The 16,602-nt window shown below is 73.8% G+C and carries 16 protein-coding genes; 7 read left to right on the top strand and 9 right to left on the bottom strand.

Translation table 11 applies throughout. The features are described 5' to 3' along the window. Position 1: 1 nt before the first annotated feature. The 3 genes from OIE69_RS05410 to OIE69_RS05400 are packed head-to-tail and all read right to left on the bottom strand — an operon-like array spanning position 2 to position 3,566. Positions 2 to 2,362, bottom strand: coding sequence for an ABC transporter permease (locus tag OIE69_RS05410; protein ID WP_326570782.1), 2,361 nt, complete (start codon positions 2,360 to 2,362; stop codon positions 2 to 4). Then, the gene (locus OIE69_RS05405) at positions 2,359 to 3,045 is read right to left on the bottom strand and encodes an ABC transporter ATP-binding protein (protein WP_326570781.1); all 687 of its coding nucleotides are present in this window, start codon (positions 3,043 to 3,045) and stop codon (positions 2,359 to 2,361) included. Before OIE69_RS05405 ends, OIE69_RS05410 begins: the two co-directional genes overlap by 4 nt. Beyond that, the gene (locus OIE69_RS05400) at positions 3,042 to 3,566 is read right to left on the bottom strand and encodes a PadR family transcriptional regulator (RefSeq protein ID WP_089223863.1); all 525 of its coding nucleotides are present in this window, start codon (positions 3,564 to 3,566) and stop codon (positions 3,042 to 3,044) included. The genes OIE69_RS05405 and OIE69_RS05400 overlap by 4 nt, the downstream gene beginning before the upstream one ends. 116 nt (positions 3,567 to 3,682) lie before the next feature. Here OIE69_RS05400 and OIE69_RS05395 point away from each other — a divergent pair, with 116 nt between their 5' ends. Further along, positions 3,683 to 4,519 (top strand): polysaccharide deacetylase family protein, encoded by an 837-nt coding sequence (locus OIE69_RS05395; protein ID WP_392567459.1) that lies wholly within the window; start codon positions 3,683 to 3,685, stop codon positions 4,517 to 4,519. 99 nt (positions 4,520 to 4,618) lie between these two features. Further along, complete coding sequence (locus OIE69_RS05390) at positions 4,619 to 4,939, top strand: hypothetical protein (protein WP_326570780.1); 321 nt, start codon at positions 4,619 to 4,621, stop codon at positions 4,937 to 4,939. A gap of 15 nt (positions 4,940 to 4,954) precedes the next feature. Here OIE69_RS05390 and OIE69_RS05385 read toward each other — a convergent pair whose 3' ends face one another. Next, positions 4,955 to 7,093: a SpoIIE family protein phosphatase gene (locus tag OIE69_RS05385; protein ID WP_326570779.1), complete on the bottom strand. Its 2,139-nt coding sequence runs from the start codon at positions 7,091 to 7,093 to the stop codon at positions 4,955 to 4,957. A gap of 201 nt (positions 7,094 to 7,294) precedes the next feature. On the opposite strand from OIE69_RS05385, the gene OIE69_RS05380 reads away from it, so the two are divergent. After that, positions 7,295 to 8,365 carry a TDT family transporter gene (locus OIE69_RS05380; RefSeq protein WP_326570778.1) on the top strand — a complete coding sequence of 357 codons (1,071 nt, stop codon included), beginning with the start codon at positions 7,295 to 7,297 and terminating at the stop codon, positions 8,363 to 8,365. A gap of 25 nt (positions 8,366 to 8,390) precedes the next feature. Here OIE69_RS05380 and OIE69_RS05375 read toward each other — a convergent pair whose 3' ends face one another. Together OIE69_RS05375 and OIE69_RS05370 are read right to left on the bottom strand one after the other, a co-directional pair. Continuing rightward, positions 8,391 to 9,248, bottom strand: a complete 858-nt coding sequence (locus OIE69_RS05375) for an alpha/beta fold hydrolase (protein WP_326570777.1) — start codon at positions 9,246 to 9,248, stop codon at positions 8,391 to 8,393. A gap of 121 nt (positions 9,249 to 9,369) precedes the next feature. Further along, positions 9,370 to 10,743 (bottom strand): FAD-dependent oxidoreductase, encoded by a 1,374-nt coding sequence (locus OIE69_RS05370; RefSeq protein WP_326570776.1) that lies wholly within the window; start codon positions 10,741 to 10,743, stop codon positions 9,370 to 9,372. A 71-nt stretch (positions 10,744 to 10,814) separates the two neighbouring features. On the opposite strand from OIE69_RS05370, the gene OIE69_RS05365 reads away from it, so the two are divergent. Further along, on the top strand, positions 10,815 to 11,792 hold the full coding sequence (locus OIE69_RS05365) for an AraC family transcriptional regulator (RefSeq protein WP_326570775.1): 978 nt from the start codon (positions 10,815 to 10,817) through the stop codon (positions 11,790 to 11,792). A gap of 4 nt (positions 11,793 to 11,796) precedes the next feature. On the opposite strand, the gene OIE69_RS05360 is transcribed toward OIE69_RS05365, so the two are convergent. Continuing rightward, complete coding sequence (locus OIE69_RS05360; RefSeq protein WP_326570774.1) at positions 11,797 to 12,120, bottom strand: hypothetical protein; 324 nt, start codon at positions 12,118 to 12,120, stop codon at positions 11,797 to 11,799. Positions 12,121 to 12,251: 131 nt separating this feature from the next. Between OIE69_RS05360 and OIE69_RS05355 the strand changes: the two genes are divergently transcribed. Genes OIE69_RS05355 through tpg form a run of 3 tightly spaced genes read left to right on the top strand, consistent with a single transcriptional unit; the run spans position 12,252 to position 15,263 of the window. Then, on the top strand, positions 12,252 to 12,608 hold the full coding sequence (locus tag OIE69_RS05355) for a hypothetical protein (RefSeq protein ID WP_326570773.1): 357 nt from the start codon (positions 12,252 to 12,254) through the stop codon (positions 12,606 to 12,608). 24 nt (positions 12,609 to 12,632) lie between these two features. Then, on the top strand, positions 12,633 to 14,699 hold the full coding sequence (gene tap, locus OIE69_RS05350) for a telomere-associated protein Tap (protein WP_326570772.1): 2,067 nt from the start codon (positions 12,633 to 12,635) through the stop codon (positions 14,697 to 14,699). Positions 14,700 to 14,714: 15 nt separating this feature from the next. Further along, positions 14,715 to 15,263, top strand: a complete 549-nt coding sequence (gene tpg, locus OIE69_RS05345) for a telomere-protecting terminal protein Tpg (RefSeq protein WP_392567651.1) — start codon at positions 14,715 to 14,717, stop codon at positions 15,261 to 15,263. Here the strand turns inward: tpg and OIE69_RS05340 are convergent. Both OIE69_RS05340 and OIE69_RS05335 read right to left on the bottom strand, forming a co-directional pair. After that, positions 15,242 to 15,799 (bottom strand): AAA family ATPase, encoded by a 558-nt coding sequence (locus OIE69_RS05340; protein ID WP_326570770.1) that lies wholly within the window; start codon positions 15,797 to 15,799, stop codon positions 15,242 to 15,244. The two genes, tpg and OIE69_RS05340, sit on opposite strands and share 22 nt — an antisense overlap. 151 nt (positions 15,800 to 15,950) lie before the next feature. Continuing rightward, entirely contained in the window at positions 15,951 to 16,529 is a 579-nt protein-coding gene (locus tag OIE69_RS05335; protein ID WP_326570769.1) for a GNAT family N-acetyltransferase, read from the bottom strand. Positions 16,530 to 16,602: the final 73 nt, after the last annotated feature.

Below are 16,602 nucleotides of genomic sequence, written 5' to 3'. Positions count from 1 at the left end.
GTCACTCGGTGCGCAGCCCGTCCGGGCGCATCATGCGGACCAGGGCGGGAAGGCTGAGCGCGGTCACCAGCAGGACGACGGCCGCGCTGACACCGGTCATGGCGGCGACGTCGGCCCAGTCGACCGTGACGGGCGCGCCGACCATGCGGAGCAGCACCGCGCCCAGGGTCAGTCCCACCACGCACGCGAGGGCGAGGCCGAGACCGACGGGGAGGGCGGTCTGCCACAGCACCGACAGGCTGAGGGTGCTGCGGCGGGTGCCGAAGGCCACCAGGGTGGACAGCAGCTTCCTGCGCTCGCGCAACTGCTCAAGCTGGGAGACGAGCAGGCTCGCGCCGATCAGCAGGAGGACGCAGCAGCTGCCGACGAACACCCCGGTGCGGACCGAGGAGTAGCGCGCGGACGCGGTGTGGGTGACGTACTCCCGGGCGTCGGCCAGCGGGTCGACCGCCGCCACCGTGTTGCGCACGATCTCGGGCGCGTCCGGGACGGAGCGGTCGAGCGAGACGTAGACCCGGCCCGTGACCGCCCGGGCGGCGGCCGCGGGGAGGGCTTCGGGGGTGACCAGGACACCGCCGCGCGCGTAGCCGCTGGGATCGGCGCGCGTGTGGGCCTTCTTCAGGCCGGGCGGCAGGCGCCAGGCGACCGCGAGACCCGCCGAGCCGGCGGAGCCGGGGTCGACGTACACCACGCGCCCGGGCTTCGCCGTGCGGAGGGTGTCCTCGTCGTATGACCGGTCCTGGACGACGAAGACGTCACCGTCGCGGCAGGCGGACACTCTGGCGACCTCGCGCAGCGCGTCGCAGGTGCCCACGGTCAGTTCGAGGAACCGCTCCGGCTCCTGGGCGCGTTCGCCGAGCACCCCCACGGACAGCGGGGTCGCCCGGGCCGCGGCGTCGCCCGCGGTGAGCCGCCGGGCGGCGTCGGCGGGGGAGTCGGCCGCCGGGAGGTAGACCTCCATCTGGGCCCGGGAGAGGTCGTTGCCGGTGCTGCGGGTGTACGAGCCGTCGACCCCCGCGAAGAGCATGTGCAGCGCGATCGCCCCGGCGACGGCGACGGCGATGCCGTTCACCGTGCGGGCCGCGGTGCCGCTGTTCAGCTGGAGCCTGCGGACCGCGAGCTGCCAGGAGGGCGCACCGGTGCCGAGCCGGCCGACGGCCGCCTCGACGATCCACGGCAGCAGGGCCGTGACGCCCATCAGCAACAGGACGGTGCCGCCGACCACCAGCGCCTGGTTGAAGTCCCCGTGGTCCCGGCCCTGTCCGACCATCGGGTACAGGAGGGCGATCCCGCCCAGCGGCAGCAGCAGCCGCCACCACAGGCGGCGGCGCGGCGGCCTCGTCGCGCGGACGACACCGAGCGGCTCGATGACCACGCCGCGCAGCGCCAGCAGGGTCACGGCCACCGAGGCGGCCGGGACGGCGACGGCGACCAGGGCGGTGAGCGCGGGCGCGGGCGTGAGGTCGTCCGGGAAGACGCTGACGCGGTAGAAGCCGACCCGGCCCGCCAGGACGCGGCCGGCCGCGAACAGCACGGCACCGACGGCGAGTCCGCACAGGGCGCCGGCGAGGGCCTCGCCGGCGGCGACGCGTCGCGTGGTCGCCGCGTCCGCGCCGAGCAGACGCAGCGCGGCGAGCCGGCGGTCGCGGCGGTCCCCGCCGAAGCGGACCGCGGCCGCGATGAACACGCCGACCGGCATGAGCAGCGCCACGAAGACGATGAGCACGAGCAGCACGAGGACGGGGTCGGTCGTGCCGCCCTGGTCCACGGAGCCGAAGGCGTGGATGCGTTCGACACGGACGGTCTGCCCGGCCCCGGCGCCGACGGCCAGTCCCGTCGTGCCCGCGTAGTAGGCGAGGTCGTCCGGTCCGACCAGCCCGTCCTGGCCGATGGTGCCGGTGACGCGGTACGGAAGCCGCTCGCTCAGGAGCCTTCCCTCCGGGGCGGCGAGCAGCCGCTGCAGGGCGGGGGAGGCCACCATCGTCCCGCGCCCGGGCAGCCGGCCGACGCCCGGTGGCAGCGGCGACCGGCGGCCCTCGGGCTGCAGCAGGCGGCCCCGCACCTCCTGGTCGCGGTAGGTGGTGTCCACCGTGGCGATCAGCAGGGTGTCCTCGGCCCGGTGCTCGGCGAGCGAGGTGTACGTCATGTCGTTGCGGGCGCGTTCGCGGTCGTGACGCTGCGTCAGCGCGTTCGGCAGGGCGGCCGTGAGGAGCAGCAGGGCCACCCCCAGGCCGACGCCGACGGCGGTCAGGAGCGTACGCACCCAGGCCTCGCGGCCGCCGGTGACGGCGAACCGGACGCCCATCGCCAGGTCCTGGATCCGGCTCCGGCGGACGCCGCGGGGGGAGTCGCCGGGCCTCATGCCGCGCGTGCCGTGTCGCGGGCCTTCCCGTCGCGTACGACCACCTCGCGGTCGGAGTACGCGGCCACCCTCGCCTCGTGGGTGACCAGGACGACCGCGGCGTCGGTGTCCCGCGCAGCGTCGGTGAGCAGCTGCATCACACGTTCGCCGTTGAGGGAGTCCAGCGCGCCGGTGGGTTCGTCGGCGAACAGCACACGGGGGGCGGTGACCAGGGCACGGGCGACGGCCACCCGCTGCCCCTGCCCGCCGGAGATCGCCCCGGGGCGTTGCCCGGCGACGTCGTCGACCTCCAGCCGGCGCAGCCACTCCAGGGCGGTGCGCGCGGCCTCCTTGCGGGAGGTGCGGCCCAGCCGCAGCGGGAGCGCCACGTTCTCCGCGCAGGTGAGCTCGGGGACGAGCTGCCCGAACTGGAAGACGAAGCCGAAATCGCTCCGGCGCAGCGCGCTGCGCCGGGCGTCGTTCATCGCGGACAGCTCGCCACCGCGGTAGGTGATGGTGCCGGCGTCGGGGACGACGATTCCGGCGAGGCAGTGCAGCAGCGTGGACTTGCCGGAGCCGGAGGGGCCCATCACGGCGACGACCTCACCGGGGCGTATGGAGAAGTCGGCCCCGTCCAGCGCGGGCGTCGAGCCGTAGCTCTTGCACAGGCCCTCGGCGGTGAGCAGGGGCTCGGCGGCCGTCACGCGCTCACCTCCCGGGCGAGCCTGTCGAGGCGCGCCGCGGTCAGCTCCAGCCAGCGCAGGTCGGCTTCCAGGTGGAACAGGGCGTGGTCGCAGATCAACTGGTCGGCCAGGTCCCCGGTGCGCTTGCGTTCGGTCAGGTCGCGCATCAGCCGCAGGTGCTCGGCGCGCTGCACGTCCAGGATGTCGGCGGCGTCGCGTCGCGTGAGCAGCGCGAGGACGACCTTGGTGTAGAGCGTCGACTGCAGGTACGGCTCGGGCTTCTCCGGGGTCGCGAGCCACCGCGCGACGTCGGTGACGCCCGCCTCCGTGATCGCGTACCGCTTGCGCTCGGGCCCCTCGCCGGGCTCTATGGCCTCGACCTCGACCAGTCCGTGCTTCAGCAGTCGTGACATCGTGGAGTAGACCTGCCCGTAGTGCAGCGGGCGGTCGTGGCCGAATCGCTCGTCGAAGGCCCGCTTGAGGTCGTAGCCGTGACGCGGTCCGGATTCGAGCAGGCCGAGGAGGGTGTGACCGATGGACATGCGCGTCAATATACACATGACGTATACACCTCATGTAGACGCGATGTCGCGAGGTCGCAGACGGGGGGCACCCCTGATATGCATCGCATGTATACCCCATGTGTATAGTCGCGGTCATGCGATTCATCCGGCCTCGACGCCCCCTGCCCGCCCGACGTGACGCCTCCCACGCCCGGACCGTCCGCAGATGGGCGGCGCTCCCCGTGGCCGCGCTGGCGATCGCGCTCGCCCTCACCGGGTGCACCCGCGTGGAGACCACCTCCCCCGGCACCGTGCGGCAGGAGGCCGGCAAGACCGGCAAGGGCGCCTTCGGCAGCGTCGACTGCCGCGAGGCCAAGTGCATCGCGCTCACCTTCGACGCGGGACCGAGCAAGAACACCGCGCAGCTGCTCGACGTCCTCAAGGACAAGCAGGTGCCCGCCACCTTCTTCCTCCTCGGCAAGAACCACGTCGAGCGCTACCCGGACATGGTCAAGCGCATGGTGGCCGAGGGGCACGAGGTGGCCAGCCACACCTGGTCGCACAAGATCCTCACGGAGATCGACCCCAAGGAGATACGTGAGGAGCTGAGCCGCCCCGACGACGCGATAGAGCGGATCACGGGCCGCCGTCCCACCCTCATGCGCCCGCCGCAGGGACGCACCAACGACACCGTCCAGGGGATCGCACGCGAGATGGGCCTCTCCGAGGTGCTGTGGAGCGTCACCGCCAAGGACTACGAGACCAACGACCCCGACGTGATCACCAAGCGCGTCCTGGACCAGGCCGACCGCGACGGCATCATCCTGCTCCACGACGTCGTCCCCGGCCCGAAAGCCAAGGGCTACCGGGGCACCCTGCCGGCCGTGCCCGGGATCATCGACGCGCTCAAGAAGCGGGGCTTCACCTTCGTCACCGTTCCGCAGCTGCTCGCTCCGGGCACCCCGCAGCCCGGGACCGTCTACCGCCCCTGACCGAATCCGAGGGGTGCGCGGCAGGATGGACGTGGCCGCGACGCCGCCGCCTGCGCCACCGTGGAAGACGGGAGCCGGAGCATGTGGCGGGAGTGAGAGATGAGCAACACCCACCCTTCCGGGGCCGTCGGACGGGCTACCCGCCCGGACGGGGTCCCGTCCGGCGGTCACGAGGCCGGAGTGGTCTGGCTGGTCGGCCTGCGCCATCGCGCCGGTTCGGGTGTGCTCGTCCACCACTACTACGTGGTGGCCGGGACGGTCGCCGGCGTCGACGCGCTGCGCCGCGCCCGCTGGTGGGCGGCGCAGCCGGCGGAGTGCCAACTGCGCGGCGACGCGGCGGTCGACGGCACCTGGGCCGAGGTGCGCCGGCTGATCCGGGACGCCCTCGGCCGGTTCCGCCTCGCCGCACGGACGGGCTGACCGCGGTGCCGCCCCTCACTCACCGGGCCCCGGCCCCGGGCCCACCAGCAGCAGGGCGATGTCGTCGCGGCCGCCCGAGGTCCGCTGCGCCTCCCGCAGGAGTTCGTCGGCCAGATCGTCCAGCGACCCGACGGGTGCGGCGGCGAGCCGTCCGGCGAGTTCCCGGAGCGCCGTCTCCAGATCGGTGCCCGGGCGTTCGATCAGGCCGTCGGTGAACAGGGTGAGCACGCTTCCCGGCGGCATCGGCACCTCCGCCGCCCGGTAGTCCGCGGCGACGTCCACCCCGAGCAGGAGGCCGGGCGGGACGTCGAGGATCTCCGTTCGGCCCGATCGGTGGCGCAGCAGCGCGGGCAGGTGGCCGGCGCTCGCCAGCAGCGCCCGGTGCCCGGGCACGTCGAGCTGGGCGTACAGGCAACTGGTGAACAGGTCCGTGTCGAAGTCGCTGAACAGGCGGTTGATCCGGGTGAGCACGTCGGCCGGGGCCGCGCCGGTGCTCGCGTGGGCGTGCACCGCCGTGCGGATCTGGCCCATCAGCGCCGCCGCGCTGACGCTGTGCCCCTGGACGTCGCCGATGACCGCGGCGGCGGCCCCGGAGCCGTCCAGACGGATCAGGTCGTAGAAGTCGCCGCCGATGTCCATGCCGCTGGCGGCCGGGAGGTAGCGGGCGGCGACGCGCAGTCCGGGCACGTGCGGCAGGGAGTGCGGCAGCAGCGCGGTCTGCAGGGTGCGCGCGACCTGGCTCTTGGTGTCGTAGAGCCGGGCGCGTTCCAGCGCCTGGGCGATCATGCCGGCCAGCGAGGTCAGGGCTGCGCGTTCGTCGGGCGGGAAGGCGCGGGGGAGGGCGAAGCCCAGGACGCAGCAGCCGATCGTACGGCCCGAGGCGTTCAGCGGGAGGAACGCCCAGGCGCCCATCCGCGTGTAGGGGGTGACGAGGGGGAAGGCCTGCCGTATCGCGTCGATGTCGCTGAAGAACATCGGCGCACCCGTGGCGACGGCGCGCGAGCCCGCCGTGTCGACCGTCAGCGACAGGCCCCGGAAGAAGTCCTTGTGGGTCCGCGGGAAGCCGCGGGAGGCGACGTCCTGGAACCGCCCCTCGTCCGTGATCAGCAGTGACAGGCCGTCGGCCCCGAGGACGGGCATGATCTGCTCGGTGACGGACGCCGCCACGTCCCGGACGCCGACCGCCTCGGTGAGGGACGAGGCGATGTACAGCAGGTGGTACAGCGCGCCCGCGCGGGTCGGCGCGGTCCCGGAGGGAGTGGTGGGCGGAAGCCGGTTGCCCGCCGGGGCCGGGGCGGTCCGCAGGCGGATGCTGATCCCGGTGGTGTCGGGGTAGAGCCGGAAGGACAGCCAGTCGTCCGGGGGACGCAGCGCGGTGAAGTCCGTGGGGAGCCGGCTGAACAGGGCGGCCAGGTAGGGGTCTTCGTAGGCCGGGTCGATCAGCCAGGGCAGGGACTCCCAGAGACGGGTGTACATCAGTTGCCGCTTGTCGCGGCCGAGCAGTTCGGCGGCCCTGCTGTTGAGGAAGGTCACCCGCCCCTCCAGATCCAGCGCGAGCACCCCCTCGTTCAGGCGCTCCGTCAGGTCCGCCGCCGCCTGCGCCTCGGCGGGCGGCACGGACGGCCGAGGGTCCGGCGCGAGCACCCGGGGCACGACGCCCGGCCGCAGCGGCCGCCCCCGGGCGGCGGCCTGCGTCAGCAGCTCGCTCATCCGCTCCGCGGCGCGGGACACGGCGGCCCGTTCGTCCGGGGCGAGCCGGTCGGGACGGGTGTCGGGCCACAGCAGTTGCAGCACGCCCGACACCGTGGTGCCGGTGTGGAGCGGCACGACGTACATCGCCACCCGGTAGGGCAGGGCGAAGGCCGTGCGCGGGAACCGGCGGGCGAGTTCGTCGTGGCCGTGCACCCAGACCGGATGCCCTTCGCGCGCCACGACGGAGACGGGCGCCGGGGTCGCGAGCGCCAGCCGGGACCACGGCCGCACCGCACCCGCGGACAGTCCCGTCACCACCGCCAGCCGCAGCGCCTGGGCATGCGGCACGAGCAGGAAGACCCCGGCGGCGTGGGACGCGGTGATGCCCGCCACCTCCGCCAGAACCCGGTCGAGTGCGGCCTCCTCCTGCGGCGCGGCGCCGGGCGCCGCGCTTCCGCCCATCACCCACCGGCCCCGCGCGGTGCCCAACGGGCCGGTCGCCGCCGGGGAACGCCGTTTCGGCGCGGCCGGGGCGCTCCCATATGTGGACGATAGACCCCGCCGACAGGTGCGGGCATCTCGGCCGGGCCCGGCTCCGGGCCGGTGACGGTGGAACGAGGTCTGGTTTAAAGTTGAAACCACCCCACCCGAGGAGAACCCCGTATGCAGTCGGCCGCACTGGACGCACCCGTGATCGTCACGCCCGCGGACGCGCCCCCGGACACCCCCACGGACGCGTCGTCGCGGCCCGCGCACGCCGCGGCCGGGATCGGCGGGGGCGCCCGGCGTGCGACGCGCATCGGGCTGATGTCGGTCTCCCTCGGCACGGCGGGCCTGGGCGGGCTCTGGCAGTCGGCGGCGGCGACGGTGGACGCGCCCCTCGGCGTCAGCGACGTCCTGTTCGTGGTCAGCGCACTGGCGTGGGTGGTGCTGCTGGCGCAGTACCTGCGACACGGCGGGGCGCGCTGGCGCAATGTGCTGGACGATCTCCACCACCCCGGTCAGGGCTTCGCCCTCGCCTACGTCCCGATCATCGGCATGCTGGCCACCGGCCACTTCGCGCGCTTCGGTGTCGACGGCGCCCGTTGGTCCTACGCGCTGTTCGCGCTCGCCTCGGCCGTCATCGCCGCCCGGCTGCTCGCCCACTGGGTGAGCGGCGGCCTCGGCGCCGCCCCGCTCCACCCCGGCTACCTGCTGCCGGTGGTCTCCGGACCCTTCATCGCCAGCACCACCGCTTCCGCGGTCCGGCTCCCCGACGCGGCCGCGGCCGCCTTCGCGGTCGGCGTCGTGTACTGGCTCGCCTTCGGCACCGTCGTCCTGGGGCGCCTCGTCGCCGGCGGCCTGCCCGGACCCGCCCGCCCCACACTGACCGTCCTCACCATCCCGCCCGCCGTGGGAGGCCTCGCCTGGACCGCCGCGCACGGCGGCCGGGTCGACTCCGTGGGCCAGGGTTTCGCCGGGCTGGTGCTCTTCACCGTTCTGATCGTGCTGTTCCTCGTGCCGCACGTGCGCCAGGACGGGTTCCACGTCGGCTACTGGGTCTTCTCCTTCCCCGCGGCCGCCACGGGCAACTTCCTCGTCCGCTGGCTGCACGGCGCCGATGTCCCGGGCCGGCAGGGCCTGACCTGGCTGGTGGTCGCCCTGGTCAGCGGCGCGTTCCTCGTCCTGTACGCGGCGACCGTCCGGTACGCCGTCCGCGCCGCGGGCCGGCACCGGGCGGTCGTGGAGGCGTAGCGGTGGCGGCCGGCCCGCGGGAAGGTCAGGTGAAGGGCACTTCGCTGTCGAGGAAGCGGGCGACGTGGGCGCAGAAGAGCCGCGGGTACTGGAAGAGCGCCCCGTGCCCCGAGTCCGGGTAGACGACGAGCTGCGCGTGCGGGATGTGCTGCGCGAGGATCCACGAGTTGACCGTCTGGACCATGATGTCGTTCCGGCCGTTCACGACGAGCGTGGGCCGGGTGATCTGCCGCAGCTCGGTGAACCGCTCGCCCCGCGCGGTGTTCCAGTCGGCCCGCAGCGCCTGCTGTGCCCGGACGCTCTCCGGCCCCGACTCGGCGTCGGCGTCGGCGGTCCGCTCGTGACGACGCGCCCAGAAGTCCCGTCCGGCCCGTCGGCCGCCGGGGGAGTCGTCGAAGAAGAGGTACAGGCAGTCCTCCTCGGTCAGGACCTCGTGGGCGGCCACCTCCGCGACCCGTTCGCCGACGCCCGCCGTCTCGCCCGCCCGCGGCCTCGTTCCGACCAGGACCGGACGGCGCACCAGTTCGGGATGGGCCAGGACGAGTGCCTGGCTGACGTACCCGCCCACCGAGAACCCCAGCAGGTCGACCTCGCGGACGCCGAGGGCCCGGAGGAAGGCCACGGCGTTCGCGGCGAAACCCTCCGCCGACTCCGGCGTGCGGCCGCCCGAGTTCCCGACTCCGGCGTTGTCGAAGAGGATCACCGGCCGGTTCTCGGCGAGACCGTCCGTGACGAGCGGATCCCAGTGGTCCATGCCGGCGCGGAAGTGCGGCAGCATCAGCAGGGGCGTCCCGGTCTCCGCCCCGAAACGGCGGTATGCGTAGCGGTCCCCGTTCACCTCGGCGTACCGGGTCGGTGCCGTGGTGTGCACGTACGAAGGCATGATGCCGTCCCGCGGTCGGTGAGCCCCCCCGCCGCCGGTGTGGTAGCGCGTCCTGTGAACATTGTCCGGCAATGCGCGGTTCGCCTCAAAAGCCACCGGCGGCGGAAGGGCCCCACCGGGCTCACCGGACGGTGGCCAGCACCTCGTTGAAGGCTTCGGTCGAGCTCGGGTGCGTGTAGATGGCGTCGCGCAGCTCGGTCGCCGTGACCCCGTGGCGCATCGCCAACGCGACCGTGTTGACCAGTTCCTGGGAGTCCACGCTGAACAGGGCCGCGCCGAGCACCCGGTCCGTCGCCGTGTCGAGGACGAACTTCATCAGCCCCCGCGTCTCCCCGACGATCTTCGCCCGGGGCATCGCGGCGATCTCGCCGACCGCCTTCTCCGCGACCCCGACCGCGTACCCCTGCTCGCGCGCCTGCCGCTCGGTGAGACCGACGCGGGACAGCGGGGGCGTGGTGAAGACCGTGTACGGCACGGCCTCGCGGTCGCGGGTCGTGCGCGTGCCGGGGCCGGTCAGCTGGTCGCCCACGATCCGGCTGTCGTCGAGCGAGATGTAGGTGAACTGGGGCCCGCCGTTGACGTCCCCGACGGCGAAGACGTGCGGCTGGCTGGTGCGCAGGTACTCGTCCACGACGACCGCACCCGACTCCGTGGTCCGGATCTCCGCGGCCTCGAGGCCGAGCCCCGCGGTGGCGGGCCTGCGTCCCGTCGCGACCAGGACGGCATCGGCGTCGGCCGTCCGGTCCTGGCCGTCGACGCGGTAGTGCACGGTGGCGTGGTCCGCCGCGTCCGCGACGCCGGTGACCGTTGCCCCCGTCACGAGGGTGACCCCCTCGTCGGCCAGGACGGCCGCCACGGCGCCCGCGACGTCCTCGTCCTCACGCTGCAGCACCCGCGCCCCCGCCTCCAGGACGGTCACCTCGGTGCCGAACGCGCGGTACATCCCGGCGAACTCCAGGCCCAGGTAGCCCGCGCCGAGGATCACCATGCGGGCGGGACGCCGCGGGTTGCGCACCAGGTCTGTGCTGGTGCGCATGTACGCGCTGGTGCGCAGCCCCGGTACGTCGGGCACGACCGGTTCCGCGCCGGTGTTGACGACGACGGTGTCGGCGGTGACGAGCAGCCGGTCGGTGCCCGCGCTCACCTCCACGGTCTTCGGGTCGACGAACCGGGCGCGGCCCGTGAGGACCGTCACCGAGTCGACGGTGTCGAGCATCTCGAAGTTCTTCGCGCGGAGCGCTTCCGTCAGCCGGGTCGTGCTGTGCACGGCGTCACGGAACCCCGCCTCCGGCGGATCGTCCGGGCGGCGCTCGCCGGCGTGGTGGATCAGTGCCTTGGTCGGTACGCACCCCACGTTGACGCAGGTGCCGCCGTACATCGAGTCCGACTGCTCGACGATGGCGACGCGCCGGCCGAGACGGCCCATCCGCCCCGCCAGGGTCTTGCCGCCCTTGCCGAATCCGATCACGAGGAGATCGACATGCATGGTTTCCATGGCTCCCACCTTGCTGTCCGTGGGGCGAGATGCCAAGATCAGTCAGTGCCGATTTCTATCGAGAAAGTCTCATGGACACCCTGAGTCGTGTGGTCCATCTCGCCCGGCTGCGGGGCAGCGTCGACATCCGCTGCCTGATCGCCGGGAGCCACACCCTGGACAACCCCGCGGGCCGGACCGGCAGCTCGCCCTTCCATCTGCTGCTGGAAGGCGAGTGCACCCTCGAACTGCCCGGCCGGAGCATCGACCTGCGGGTGGGCGACATGGTGCTCCTGCCACGCGGCACCGCGCACCGCATCCACACGCACGGGCCCGGCCCGGCCGCGTCCGTCGAGCACCGGGACGTCGGCCCGTACGCCCTGGTGAGCGGGGCCGCACCGGACGACGACGTGGTGCCCGTCGACCTGTTCTGCGGCCACTACACGTGGGAGCCGGGCGCCGGCCAAGTTCTGATGGGCATGCTGCCCGAGGTGCTGCACGTCCCGCTCGGCGCCGGTGCGGGCAGCCCTCTCGCGCTGCTCAGCGCCTTCATGCGCGACGAGGCCCGCACCGCGGGCCCGGGCACGGAGGCCGTCCTCGACTCCCTCTGCGACGTGCTGCTGACGCTGGCCCTGCGCGGGGTGTCCGGCGTGAGCCGGGTGGCATGGCTCGCCTCAACCCGCGGCGTCGTGCGGACCGTCACCGACGCCGTCCTGCGCGACCCCGCCCACGACTGGGGCATCGAGAAGTTCGCCGCGCTCAACTCCATGTCGAGGGCCACCTTCATCCGGCACTTCGGCCGCGAGACAGGGATGAACGCCGGGGAGTTCCTGATGCGGCTGCGCATGCTCCTCGCCGCGGAACTCCTCACACAGACCGAGCAGCCGGTCGCCTCCGTGGCCGCCGCCGTGGGCTATGCCTCGGAATCCGCCTTCGGCCGTGCCTTCCGCCTCGCGGCGGGCGACACCCCCGCCCGGCTCCGCCGAGCCGCCCGTCAGGGCGTGCCCGGCGAGGAGGCCTCCGTCCTGCGCCTGCGCGCAGCGAACGGTGGGCAGACGCCGGGGCCATGACCGCTCAGCGGCGCCGCCGCAGACGGCGGACCCACCTGCGCGGCCCCCGCGCGGAGCGAGCGGCGGGCCGGGCCGCGAGGGCCGGCCGGGCCGGGCGCCACGGGTCGTCCGGCGACTCCAGGGGCAGCTTGCGCCCGGCCTGCGCGCGGATCTCCTGGTGCGCCTCGTAGGACGTGACACGGAACGCCTCCTCATAGGAGGCCAGCGCGGCGGCGACCGCGTGCCCGGCGACACCCCGGCGCCGGATCACCCGCGCCAGCCAGGCGAACGCGCCCATGATCACGGCCAGTACGGCCGCCAGGATCAGACAGCCCAGCAGGTCATCCACGGACCACACCCTACGTCGGCCCCCCGCGGGCGCGTCGGTGTCAACGGCTCGCTTTATCGGCCGATAAAGTCCGTCGAAGCGGGCTTGGAACGGGCCGCGGGCCGGGCAGAGCCGCGGAGGGAGGGCCGGAGATGCTGGCGGTGGACGTACGGCGGGCGCTGCGCGACGGGCGCACCGTCGAGGAGAGCGCGGCCCGGGCCTGGCGCTTCTCGGCCCGGACCGTCGACCAGCACGGGGACTTCCTGCTGGCGTTCGTCGACGGAGGGGTCTGCGTCGGCGCGTTCGAGATCCGCGGCAGCCGCAGTGACGACCGCAGCGGCGGGAAGTATGTATTCGACCTGGCACCCGCACGGCGCTTCCGCTGGGTACTGGGCCGCAGGCTTCCGCTGCCCCCGGGGCGCAACCCGGCCCGTATCCTCACGGGGCAGCACCTGCGCGAGTTCCTCGACGCGGAACCCCGCCGCGCCTTTGGAACAGGCCAGGACTGAAGCAGCGAAGGAGCCCACCGCCGCATGGCCAGCACGTCCGATCCCGTCGACGCCCTCCTGAAGTCGGGGCCGCGGCGGACCCGTCTGCCCGAGCCCGCCGAACGCGCCCGGCTGCGCACCGAGTACGGCCTGACCCAGGTGGAGGTCGCCGAGGCGCTCGACGTGACCCGGACGACCGTGGCCGGCTGGGAGGCCGGCCGCAGTGAGCCGCAGGGTGCCACCCGCGCCGCGTACGCCAAGCTGCTGGACGGGATCGCCGCTCAACTCGACGCCGCGCCGGAGCCCGCCCCCGTCCCGGCTGTGGTCCCGGCCGCCGCGCCCGAGCCCGTGGCCCCGCCCGCCGCTCCCGCGCGGCCGGCGCCCACCCCCGCGCGGAAGGGGACGGCGCCATCGCGGAAGGAGGCTGAGCCCGCGCCGGCCACGGCGGATCCGCGTTTCGCCAACGGCCCGCTCGCCGTGCTGGACGGCGATGGCACCGCCTACTGCGCCGGCGGCCTGGTGCTGTCGTGCCCGGCCACCGACGTACCGTCGCTCGTCGCCTGGACGCTCGCCGAGGCGAAGCTCGGTGCGCCGCGGCTGCACCGCAACGGCAAGGACGCCGACCCGCTGATCGTCCTGACCGCTCCGGCCGCCGAACGCCTCGGCCTGCCCGGCGTCCTGGAGGACCGCCGGGCCCTGCGCCTGCCCGCGGACCACAAGGCCGTCCGGCAGATCGCCCGCGCCAAGTGGCAGCTCACGCGCCGCGGCTTCGGCCCGTGGGCCCGCGTCTACCGCCCGGCGCAGGACGGCAGGCGCCATTGCGTGCAGCTCGCCGTCCTGCCCTGGGGCGCGCTCGACACCCGTTCCTGGGGCGGTGCGGAACATCTGCCGCCCCCCGAACTGGCCCAGCTGCTCGCGGACTACGCGCACCGCGTCCTCACCCCGCGCGGCTCGACCGCGGTGAGCGGCCTCGAACTCATGACGGCCCTGCGCCCACCGACCCGCGCGGTCAAGGACCATGCGACCGGAGCGTGGGTCTCCGGGCCGAACCCCGGCACCCTCACACAGCCCGTGGACCCGGCACCCCCCGAGGCACCCGACGAACACCCCGTCGTGGCCTCGCGGTTCGCGCGCGGCCACCGCCGCACCCCGGAGGAGGTCCTCGACGAGGAGGCCTTCGAGTGGATCCGGGACCCGCAACTGCTCACCGACGACGAGTGCGCCCGCACGTTCGCGGTCGGGATCGACGTCAACATGGCGTTCGCCGCCGCCGCGAACCGGCTGAACGTCGGCCTGGGCGCCGCCGTCCACGTCCGCGCCCCGGAGTTCGACAAGGCGCTGCCCGGCTCCTGGCTCGTCGACCTCTCGCACATCGACGTCGACCCGCGCCTGCCGAACCCGTTCACCCCGGACGGCGCCCGGCCCGTAGGCCCCGCCTGGTACGCCACCCCCACCGTGGCCTACGCCGCCGAACTCGGCCACGAGGTGCGCCCGGTCGAGGCGTACGTCCGCCCCGAGCACGGCGCGTACCTCGACGCCTGGTACGGCCGGCTGCGCGACGCCTACATGGCCACCATGGCCGAACTCGGCGTCGTCCCGGGCATGCCGGAGGCCGACTTCCTCGCCGCGATGGAACACCACAAGGAGGCCGACCCGTCCCGCGCGGCACTCCTCACGGCCGTCAAGGCCACCGTCAAGGGCGGCATCGGCAAGCTCCGCGAGCGCCCCCAGGGTGCCGGGTACCGTCCGGGGGAGCGCTGGCCCGCCCTCGACCGCCCCACATGGCGCCCCGACATCCGCGCCGCCGTCATCGCCACCGCGCGGGTCAACATGCACCGCAAGATGGTCAGGTTCGCCGCCGCGGGCCTCTTCCCGGTGGCCGTGCTGTCCGACTGCGCCGTCTACCTGTCCGACGGGCCGGGCCCGCTGGACTTCCTGCCGCGCACACCCGACGGCGCACCGCTGCCGGGCGGTTTCCGGCTCGGTGTCTCGCCCGGGATGGTCAAGCACGAGGGCACCCAGTCCCTCATGTGGGCCGTGGAGTTGCTCGAGGACGGACACAACCCCGCCCGCCACATCAAGGGCGGCGACGCCGCACTCGACGGAGAGTAGGAGAGCCCGGTGGGCATGCTCGGCGACGGCCTCGACAAGGCCACGGCGAAGACCTTCACACGGCCCGTGCCCAAGTCGGCGCAGGCCCAGATGCGGTTCCTGGTCAAGCAGGAGAAGGGCACCAGGGCCGTCGCCGCACTGCTCGGTGTCTCGCAGCGCACCGTCGAGCGCTACGTGACGGGCCAGATCAAACGCCCCCGCAAGGACCTCGCCGCCCGCCTCGAGGAAGAGGTCCGCAGGCGCTGGCAGCCCCGCGTCCGCGAGCGCGCCAGGCAGCGCGCGGCCACCACCGGCGGCATCGTCATCGAGACCCGCGCCCGCTTCGGCTTCACGGCCGCCCCGGGCTCCACCGACGACGCCCGCCTCCGCCTGGTCACCCAGGCGCTGCCCCCCGACTACGCCGCCCGCCTCTTCGCCGCCCAGTCCGCGGGCGCCGGCGAGGACCGACTGCGCGCCATCGCGGCGGAGGGCCTCCAGGAGATCTACTTCCAGGACCGCGGCCGCCGCGCCCAGGGACTGCGGGTCGACTTCACCGACATCGACTACGTCGAGTTCGAGTTCTGAGACCGGCCGGCGTGCCGGTCCTTGACGGCCTCGGCGATCCGCAGGGCCGCCTCGGCGGGCGTGAGGTGTGTGGTGTCGACGACCTCGGCCTCGTCGTGCAGCCAGGTACGGGCCGCCTCGGCGTAGGGCTCCAGGTGCTGGAGGCGGAATGTGGAGGGCCCGAGAACCGTGTCCCCCTCGATGCGCCCCCGGAGGGTTTCCCGGTCGGCATGGAGGACGAAGTGCCGCACCGGGATGGCGTGTTCGGCGAGGCCGGTGCGGATCTCGCGCCAGTACTGCTCGACCAGGACCGTCATGGGCATCACGAGGGTGCCACCGGTGTAGTCGAGCACCCGGCGGGCGGTCTCGACGACGAGCGGCCGCCACGGCGGCCAGTGCTGGAAGTTGCCCTTCTCGGGCAGCCCCGGCGTGATGTCCATGAGTGTCTCGCCGACCTTCTCGGCGTCGAGCACCCGTGAATCCGGGATCAGTTGCTGCACCAACGCGCTGGTCGTCGTCTTGCCCGCGCCGTGGGTGCCGTTGAGCCATACGATCATGGACCTCGACGCTAGCGCCGTTCAGGCCGTGGGAACAAGCACGGGAGGGTGCTCCCGCCGGCGGACGGTCCGTCGCGGACGGTGGGATCGGCCCGACCCCGCCCCGCCGGGCCTCGGGCCCTGCTGACGGGCGTCGCCGTCCGCCGGGGCGTCACACCGTCATCGAGAAGCGCCGGCACACGTGCACCCGGCTGAACTCCGCACGCAGGCGAACCTCGTCCTCCAGCTCGGCGTGCAGGAAGGCGCCCATGAGCCGCAGGCCGGGGCGGGGGGTGAGGATCGCGCGGTCCGGTTCGCCGGGGGCGGTGTAGCGGTGGGCGTACACGTGAAGGTAGTGGTCGCTCTCCGCGAAGTTCATGGCGCGGTACCAGGCCAGGGTGCCCGGGTCGTCACGGGTCCAGGCGTCGAGGGTCGTCGCGCCCTGCTCGCGGACCTCGGCGCGGGTGCGCTGCAGGAGGGCGCGGCCGAGGCCGCGGTGCTGGTGGTCGGGGTGGACGGCGACCGTGTCGATGGTCGCCAGTGCGGTGTCGCCGGCGTCGACGGTGGTGTCCATGATGGCGACGACCGCCCCCGATCCGTCGACGGCGACGAGTTCCAGACCGGGGGCCGGGATCGGCGGTTTGGCGCGGTCGACGTCGTCGTAGTAGGCGGTGCCCAGGAACGAGAGCACCCTGCAGCGCAGCCAGGAGGCCTCGTCGGCCGGGGTGTACTCACGCAGCGTGTAGCTCACGTCGCAGAACCTCGCGTGCCGTCGGCGGATGACGGAAGTGATGGTCCCGGCGCAGGACGTCGCCGCGCAACGT

The sequence above is a fragment of the Actinacidiphila glaucinigra genome, assembly GCF_035918135.1.
GTDB classification, from domain to species: domain Bacteria; phylum Actinomycetota; class Actinomycetes; order Streptomycetales; family Streptomycetaceae; genus Actinacidiphila; species Actinacidiphila glaucinigra.
The sequence above is the reverse complement of the archived record's forward strand: the minus strand, read 5'-3'. Positions and strand labels throughout refer to the sequence as shown.